The following is an 8,258-nucleotide window of genomic DNA, read 5'->3' as shown; positions in this document are numbered from 1 at the left end:
GAACTGGGGGTGAAGAGATAAACCAGGCGCTGGGGATCGCCATACGGCAAGGAACGGATGAGGACGGCGTTGACGAGGCTGAAGATTGCAGTGCAGGCTCCGATGCCGAGACCGAGTGTGAGAACCGCAGTCACCGTGAAGCCGGGAGAACGCCGCAACGTGCGAAGGCCGTAACGAATATCCTGCAGGAACTGCTCGATCCAGAAATATCCGCTCTGCTCGCGATGTGCCTGGCGGACTCTTTCAGCGCCACCGAGACGCAGGAGTGCCTGGCGACGCGCCTCAATTGGAGAAAGGCCGGCCTCAATGCCCGCCGCCGTATCCATCGCGACATGGGCTTCGAGTTCCGCATCGAACTCCTCCGCCGCGTCTGTGCGACGCAACGTTCCGCTGAATCGACGCCAGAATGCGTAAAGTTTCGCCTGCAAGGTGCTCATGAGCTCTCCGCTTATGCGCCTTCGGCGGGGGTTAGAAAGCGGGAGAGGATTTCAGTCGCCTGCTCCCAATCGGCGGCGGCTTTCCGCACCTGCTTGTGGCCGGCCTTTGTCAGCTCGTAGAACTTCGCTTTCCGATTGTTATCGGAAGTGCCCCACTCAGAGCGGACGTAACCCTCCTGCTCGAGCTTGAGCAGCGCCGGATACAACGTGCCGTAGTTGAGTTGCAGCAGATCGCCACTCGTCTGCTCGATGCGCCGCGCGAGTCCGTAACCGTGCTGCGGGCCCATGGTTTCGAGCGTTTTAAGAATCATCAGGGCCAGCGTGCCCTGCCACACATCGGTCTTGTCGCCCATTCGGTGCTCCTCTTGCCAAGCAATAGGAGCAAATGTACTCCCGTTTCTATGGGAATGCAATAGGAGGATTCTGTTGTTCCGCATCAATCCCCCGGGAGGCTTTCTGACTCAGCATGTTAGGCTGACCCAAGATTTCCCTGGAGACCGGACCAATGATTAGACCAATGACTGGACTAATAGAGACAAGTATTGTCGCGCTTGTTGCAATCACGATGGTGGCGCTACCGGCACGGGGGCAGTCGGCCTCCTCAAGCGTGGCCGCATCTGCCGCGCGTCAATTGCCGGCTCTCACCGATACATATAAACGGTTCCATCGCAATCCCGAGCTCTCGCACCATGAGGAAAAGACTTCCGCATTACTTGCGAGCGATCTGCGCAAACTGGGCTATACCGTAACCGAGCATGTGGGAAAGTACGCTGATGGATCGCAAGCATATGGCGTCGTTGCCATCATGCAGAACGGCGCAGGACCGCGCTTGCTGATCCGCACCGATATGGATGCGTTGCCGGTAGTGGAAAAAACCGGGCTTGATTATGCATCGACGGTGCGATCGACTAATGCGCAAGGCCAGGACGTGGGCGTAATGCACGCGTGTGGTCACGACATTCACATGACGGTTTTGCTTGGCGTGGCGCAGGAAATGGTTGAACGCAAGAGCCAGTGGCACGGAACGCTGATGTTGATCGGGCAGCCCTCCGAGGAGACCATCGACGGGGCGAGGGCGATGCTGGCCGACGGATTGTATGAGCGCTTCGGCAAGCCTGATTTTGTCCTTTCTGAGCATGACGACTCGACCCACGCCGCCGGAAGCGTGGCTCTCAAGAGCGGTCCCATGTTGGCGAGTTCAACCAGCATCGATGTAACCATGCGCGGAGTTGGGGCGCATGGCTCGGCGCCACAGTTGAGCAAGGACCCCATACTGATGGCTGCCGAGTTCGTCGTCCTCGCGCAGAGCATCGTCGCGCGCCAGATCGATCCGCAGCAGCCTGCGGTGCTCACGGTGGGTATGATTCACGGCGGAGCGAAGCGGAACATCATCCCTGAAGAAGTCACAATGGGGCTCACGCTGCGCACATATTCCGACAAGGTGCGGGATCAGATTATCGTCGACGTGCGTCGCACCGCCGAAGGCATCGCCGTGGGCTATGGCGTTCCGCAGGACCGAATGCCAGTGGTGACCGTCAGCCAGACGGAGATTACCCCAGTGGAGTTAAATGATCCCACGTTAACCGACCGCATGCGAAAGGTCGCAATCAGTGCGCTCGGGCCGGATCACGTGGATGAAGCAGATTCGGTGATGGGTTCCGAAGATGTTGGATTGTTTTCGCTCGATGGAAAGATCCCGGCGATGATGTTTCGCCTGGGCGCGGCTGATCCTGAGAAGCTGTCCCATGCCCGGGAAACAGGCGTGCCGCTACCGGGGCCGCATTCACCGCTGTTTGCTCCCGTGTATGCGCCAACCATCGAGACCGGAGTGACGGCGATGACCGCCATGGCGCTCGATCTTCTTAAGCAGTAGGCCGAGCGCCGGTGCGATTAATTTAGCGGGGCCATCTACTTCGATGGATCGACGAGAGCCTGGTCGACGACCGCGTGAGCGCGATACTGCAGTCTGCCGTTGTCCGGGCTCATCATGCGCTGGATCATTCCGACAAAAACGATATCGTTCGTCGGATCGACCCAGAACCACGTCCCGGCGGCCCCGTCCCAGAAGAACGTCCCCTTGCCGTCGGAGAGATTGGCCTCAGGCGGATCGAAGACAACCGCAAGGTCATACCCATACCCAAACCCGGGCCGCATTATCTGGGAACCAATGCCAAACTTGCCGGTAAGCAGTTCGCTGGGAACATGGTTCGAGGTCATCAGCTTCAGCGTTGAAGGTGCGAGAATACGCTTGCCGTCGAGTTCGCCGCTGTTGAGAAGCATGGTTGCGAATCGGTAATAGTCCTCGGCAGTGGAAACCATACCGCCCCCGCCCGATGGCATAGGAGGCTGCACGTCGTAGTCGCCGGAACGCCGGCTGGCGCTAGGGTCAGCGACCAGTTCACCATTTGGGCTGGCGCGATAGAGCACCGAGAAACGGTTGCGCTTGTCTTCTGGAACATAGAAACCCGCATCGCGCATTCCCAGCGGCGTATAGATATTGTCGCGCACGAAATCCGGCAGAGACTTGCCGGAAAGTTTCTCAACGATATATCCCTGGACATCCATGGACATGCTGTAGGTCCAGCCCTGGCCCGGCTGATAGAGCAGAGGAATCTTCGCGAGTTTGTCGATGAACTCCTGCAGGTTCGCCGAAGCCAGCAGGTTCGCGTCGCGGTACATCTTGTCGACCGGCGTATCGCCGAAGAATCCGTATGTGAATCCCGCCGTGTGAGTCATCAACTCCCGCATCGTAGGCGCATGATCGGGATCGGTGAGGATCATGTTCCCACTCGGGTCCATGCCCTTGTAAACCTTGAGGTGCGCGAACTCGGGGATGAATTTCGCGATTGGGTCAGATGGCAACCACTTGCCCTGCTCGTACAGAATCATCATCGCGACGCCCGTGATGGGTTTCGTCATCGAGAAGTCGCGGAAGATCACATCCTTGGTCATCGGCGCACTGCCGGCAAGGTCGCGATATCCGTAAGTACGGTAATCGATAACTTTGCCGTGCCGGGCAAGAATGGTGACGACACCGGCGAGGTGCTTCTGATCTACTTCCTCCTGGAGCATCGTGTGCAGCCGTTCAAGCCGCTCTGACGAGAAGCCGACGGACTCCGGTTTCACAACCGTCAAATCAAGCGGGTAATTCGTTACGGGCTTAACATTCTGCTGCGCCACCGATAAACATGTGCTGAACGCGAGCGCAGACGCCGCTGCAACGGCTCGAACTGCAGATAGGGACCAGGCAATTTTCATGAATTCTCCCGCGGCCCGCAATGCTGATGCGACGGCGCGAACGCGACGGTTCGCAGCACGATGAATGCCGGCCGGAATGCCAGTCCTTTATAGCAGAGGGGGTGCTGGACCGACTTATCGCCGGTCCAGCTCGATGCGGTTAGTAGATCAGTTTCAGTGAGAACTGAATCTGCCGCGAATTGCCGGCGGTCTTGCTGATCTGGCCAAAGCCATTCGTGCGGCTGATGACGGCCGAGGACACACCGCCTGTCGTGTTTGTGGAAACACCCAGGATGTTTGCCGGCAGGCCCATATTCACAATGTTGAACAGATTGAAGAACTCGGCACGGAATTGCAGGCCCATGCGCTCGGCTCCGCTGGATCGATGTCCAAGCGGCGTGTCCTTGATGAATGCGAAGTCGTAGTTATAGAAGGCCGGACCGCGGAACGAATTGCGACCGAGTGTGCCGAATAAACCCTGATTCGGTCCAGTCCCCCCTGGTTGGAACACGGGAATACTGAAGAAATCAGGACCATTGCCCCCGCCATGACCGAAGTAGTCGGTGCGGTCTTTACGGGCTGTCGAGAGCTGAGGCTTCGCAATCTGATTGGGACGATCCACGCCGTTCGACCCCGCTCCAGTCTGTTGAATACCGGAATATACGGTGAAAGGAGAACCGGAGTTGATGCTCGAAATCACCAGCATTTCCCAGCCGCCGGTGATCACCTTTGGAACGAAGTCGAGGAAATTGACGCTGGCCAGATGAAGGTCCTGCGCGGCGCTCACGCTGAACCCGTGAGTAACATCGAAATTCGATACTGCCTTTTCAGCATGGGTATCTAGCGGATTCTGAGAGAAGCCCGATGCTACCGCTCCGGTTGAACCGGTGCCACCGAGGACGAGGCTCGTGTTATCGATGGACTTGCTCCAGGTATAGCCCGCCTGGATTCCCGGACCGCCGTGACCTACGGTTCCCGAAAGGGAAGTTTGCAACGCATTGTAGGAGGAGTGCGAGTCGTTTGTAATCACGTTCTCGACTCCGAAACCTCCAACTACGTTTCCCGCGCTATCAAACCTGGTGTCTTTGGCAAATTCTGAGGTCGCTCCGGGGTAGGCATTCGGAAAGCCGTAACGCGGCAAATGCTGTGCCGCGGTTCCCACGTACGCCGCATCGGCAGTCAAATTACCGAACTTCCGTTCCAGGCCAAGCGTCCACGTAAAGAGTCGGCCATTTCCGAATGCCGGATTGATGCCGGACAAATTGAGAGGAGTGATGGTGCTCGAATCAGTCAACGCAGCAAGGTCTCGCTGGTAGCGGTCCACATCCATCACCGTGTTCGACGGAACTGCTTTGGGATTATCCGTTGCGAAGATGTTTGTCCCGTCGGGGGTGTAGACATTGGGCAATTGAGAAGGCGAGATCTGGTACCCGTAACTGAACGGCGCGGGTGCCGACGAAACGCGTCGGGGATAGATCACATACGGCGTGGAGCCGGTGAGGAAGTTATCCTGCCAGATGTTCGGCGGAATCACCGTAACAGCCCCGCCAATGTGCGCCATGATTTTCTGGGTCGCCTGCCAGGCCACTTGAACGCGCGGCCCCCACCCGTTCCAATTGGTTTTGTAGCCTGGCTGAGGATTCACCAGATATTGTGTGTGCCCATCAACATCGCGGAAGCGGCCGGTGCGGTGAGCACGCTCGGAAATGGGAGTGTAAATCTCCCAGCGAACACCATAGTCGAGCGTCAGCCTTGGAGTGATCTTCCACGTGTCCTGTATCCACGCGTTATAGTTCTCCCGGTTAATCGCGGCCGGACCGATGTGCTGCCCGCCGGATGAAAAGGTAGGGGGGAGGGCGACGGTGTAGACGAAGGGGCTTCCAATAATGAAGCTGGAAAAGGTATCGGGCAACGGATCACCAACGTGAATATCGTGCGCCCCGCTAGCCGAACTGATGTTTGTTGTGGCATATGCGGTGCCGCCGCCGAAACTGTACTCCCCATTCGGGCTAATGCCGAAGTAGGTAGTGTCCCGATTGATTCGCGCCTCGAATCCTGCATGAATGGAATGGCTGCCAAATGAATACGACATCGATTGATAGCCTTGGAACAGGTTGCCGTAGGCCTGCATCACGGAACCGGCCGCTGAGTTGAAGGCCTCAAAAAGGCCATCGTTGAATTTGACGGCCGGATCAGCGTAGTCCGTTGTCGGGAAGCCCGGAGTTGTGCGAATAATATTGATCATCGATGTGAGAACCATGCGAGGCGAAATCAGGCGGGTATAGGTGCCCACCACGTTGCGCTGGTGATCAATGTATTGAACGGCGAACTGCGGATCAATCGCTGTCTGGTCTGGATTCGTCGTTGGGCCCGTCAGGTTGTTGTAGTTGAACCGGGCAAAAAACTTGTCCTTCTCTGTGAAGTTGTGATCGATCCGGATAGAGAATTGATCGGCGTTGGTATCAACCTTCGATGCCGTCGCATAGGTATTGAGGCCGAATGAGCCGGTCGGCAGATTGGGTAGCGGGTACCGCGCAAGGATCGCAGCGATGGAGGGATCAATGGGCAGGGCGAGCGTGTCGACGCTCTTATCGGGATAAACGATCACATGGTAGACATAGTTGCTTCCCGCCTGCGGACGCTGCAGAACCGAGGGCACCGGCATTACCTGCGTGGTGCCCAGCACCTGTCGAAAACCCTGGTACTGAGTGAAATAAAAGGTGCGCTTGCGGCCGTCATAAATATGGGGGATATAAACAGGTCCGCCATTGGTAAAGCCGAATTCGTTGCGCCGGAAGGGCGGGATGCGCCCAGGATAGGCTGGAGTAGCGTGATCAAAATAGTTGCGAGCGTCGAAGGCGGAGTTGCGGACGAACTCGAAGAACGAGCCGTGAAAACCGCTCGCACCAGACCGGGTATGGATGTTGGTATACCCTGCGGCGCCTCGTCCAATCTCTGCTGGCATCCAGCCGGAACTCGAATCGATTCCTTCCACGGCGTCCACGTTGAAGTTGGAGAAGGTCGCGCCGCCCATCTCCGGATCGCTGATATCCGCCCCATCCATGCCAAAGGTCGCCTCAACGCCGCGCTGTCCGTTGATGGCAAACTGCGCGGTAAAGTTAGTGGCGCCGTTTGTGTCGGTCATAGTGCCGGCCGCCAACAGCAACAGCGAGCTGAAATCGCGCTTGTTCAAAGGCAGTTCGCTCACAGACTGGCCGGAGAGCTCCTCGCCGCCTGTGGCTGCCTGCCCCTTGCTCTGCACCGCGGCAACCGTCAGTTCGCCGCGCCCTGAAAGCGTAAGCAGCGCCTCCGGAGCGCTCGCAGTCAAAACGACCGGCGGAGCATACTCCGCGGTACCGCCTTTCGTCGCAACACTCAGGTGATAATCTCCCGCCGGAAGCAGGTGCAGCAGGAATCTTCCGTCAGAGCCAGTCTTGCCTTCGGCTTTTAGAGATCCTGAAGAGAGCTTCACTGTGGCACTCGCGATCGGCGCGCCACCCGCGTTGTGTAGCACACCGCTCCACGCAGCCTGCGGCACAGTTTGTCCGGCCGCGACCGCCGATGCGACCAGAACGATGAGAGCAAGAGAGCAAAAATACTTCAAACTCGCGCCCCAGCCTGCAAGGGCGATTGGGTATGACCGATTTGGATTCACTGGACAACCTTATGTGATCAATACGCTCCGCGCGGCAGCTTCGTTCCAGTTCTCTCCCGCGCAGAAACTCGCAAGAATTATATCTTTAAATCATCTACTAAAACCTTTTTGTAGAGGCTCTGACCCATATTCCGACGTGCTGGCCTCTCATACCCGCGCCCTGGGAAACACCCGAAAATTCGCAGATGACGCTATGGGACGAACACATTGCGCAAACCCCCAAATCACCGATTACCCATCACGCCCGCATGAATCCTGACGAGTGTTATATTGCTTCATCACTTCGCGGCTCACTTTGGCCGCTGTTCTTGCGCTGGATCGCTCCCCGCGGTACGATCTCACTCTCTCTCTGAGCGAGCGCCAGTTCAACCGAGCGTACAGGGGATTCCTGGGCCAATCACCCTTGCGCGATGCCAAGGCACTCCGAGACAGCAAAGGTCGCAACCACGTTCGCTGGCGCAGAAATCGTCCGTTTGCAAGCGGCGATTAGTTCAACCTGCGGCGGACTCCGCTCCAGTCAATACCCTTTTCCAGGCACCATCAATTAAGTTCTTGATTTAAAACGAAAGATTCCCGCGGCTGGTTTGCAGGTAATTTCACCTTTCCGGAGCACAATAGCACTGTGGCAAATCTCCTGGTTTTCCTTGAGTCCTGTTTCTTGATCCTTCCGCTCTAAGCCCTTTCCTGTGAGTAATCTGCAGCTAAGTTCAACCAATAGAGAATTTTGCAGCCGGACACTGCCCGTAAACTGCTGAAAATAATGATTTTCTTTACAGAGTATGGGTGGGGGTGGTGACATGAAGCGAGACGGATGGCCACAGAGTCGAAAGCACCGGAAATCACCGCCGCAATCGTCGATACGATCGCGGCAATCTCCACGCCTCCGGGGCGGGGCGGCATCGGCATCGTGCGCCTCAGCGGTCCTCAGG

General features: G+C 57.3%; 5 protein-coding genes. 1 reads left to right on the top strand and 4 read right to left on the bottom strand.

Going from position 1 to position 8,258, the window contains the following annotated elements; translation table 11 throughout:
* Positions 1-437 (bottom strand): permease prefix domain 1-containing protein (locus WA354_RS00565; protein WP_472811058.1); only part of this gene is annotated, 437 nt, incomplete at its 3' end.
* A gap of 11 nt (positions 438-448) precedes the next feature.
* On the bottom strand, positions 449-790 hold the full coding sequence (locus tag WA354_RS00560; protein WP_472811057.1) for a PadR family transcriptional regulator: 342 nt from the start codon (positions 788-790) through the stop codon (positions 449-451).
* Between the two features lie 152 nt (positions 791-942).
* On the opposite strand from WA354_RS00560, the gene WA354_RS00555 reads away from it, so the two are divergent.
* Positions 943-2,310 (top strand): amidohydrolase, encoded by a 1,368-nt coding sequence (locus WA354_RS00555; protein ID WP_472811056.1) that lies wholly within the window; start codon positions 943-945, stop codon positions 2,308-2,310.
* Between the two features lie 35 nt (positions 2,311-2,345).
* Here WA354_RS00555 and WA354_RS00550 read toward each other — a convergent pair whose 3' ends face one another.
* Positions 2,346-3,695, bottom strand: coding sequence for a serine hydrolase domain-containing protein (locus tag WA354_RS00550; RefSeq protein ID WP_472811055.1), 1,350 nt, complete (start codon positions 3,693-3,695; stop codon positions 2,346-2,348).
* A 139-nt stretch (positions 3,696-3,834) separates the two neighbouring features.
* Positions 3,835-7,329, bottom strand: a complete 3,495-nt coding sequence (locus tag WA354_RS00545) for an outer membrane beta-barrel protein (protein WP_472811054.1) — start codon at positions 7,327-7,329, stop codon at positions 3,835-3,837.
* Positions 7,330-8,258: the final 929 nt, after the last annotated feature.

Source organism: Occallatibacter sp., from assembly GCF_049802275.1.
Lineage (GTDB): Bacteria > Acidobacteriota > Terriglobia > Terriglobales > Acidobacteriaceae > Telmatobacter.
This window is presented reverse-complemented; position numbering and strand designations above follow the sequence as displayed.

Coding starts and splice junctions, on each gene's coding strand:
- WA354_RS00555 (WP_472811056.1), top strand. CDS start 943: ATGATTAGACCAATGACTGGACTAATAGAGACAAGTATTGTCGCGCTT.
- WA354_RS00550 (WP_472811055.1), bottom strand. CDS start 3,695: ATGAAAATTGCCTGGTCCCTATCTGCAGTTCGAGCCGTTGCAGCGGCG.
- WA354_RS00560 (WP_472811057.1), bottom strand. CDS start 790: ATGGGCGACAAGACCGATGTGTGGCAGGGCACGCTGGCCCTGATGATT.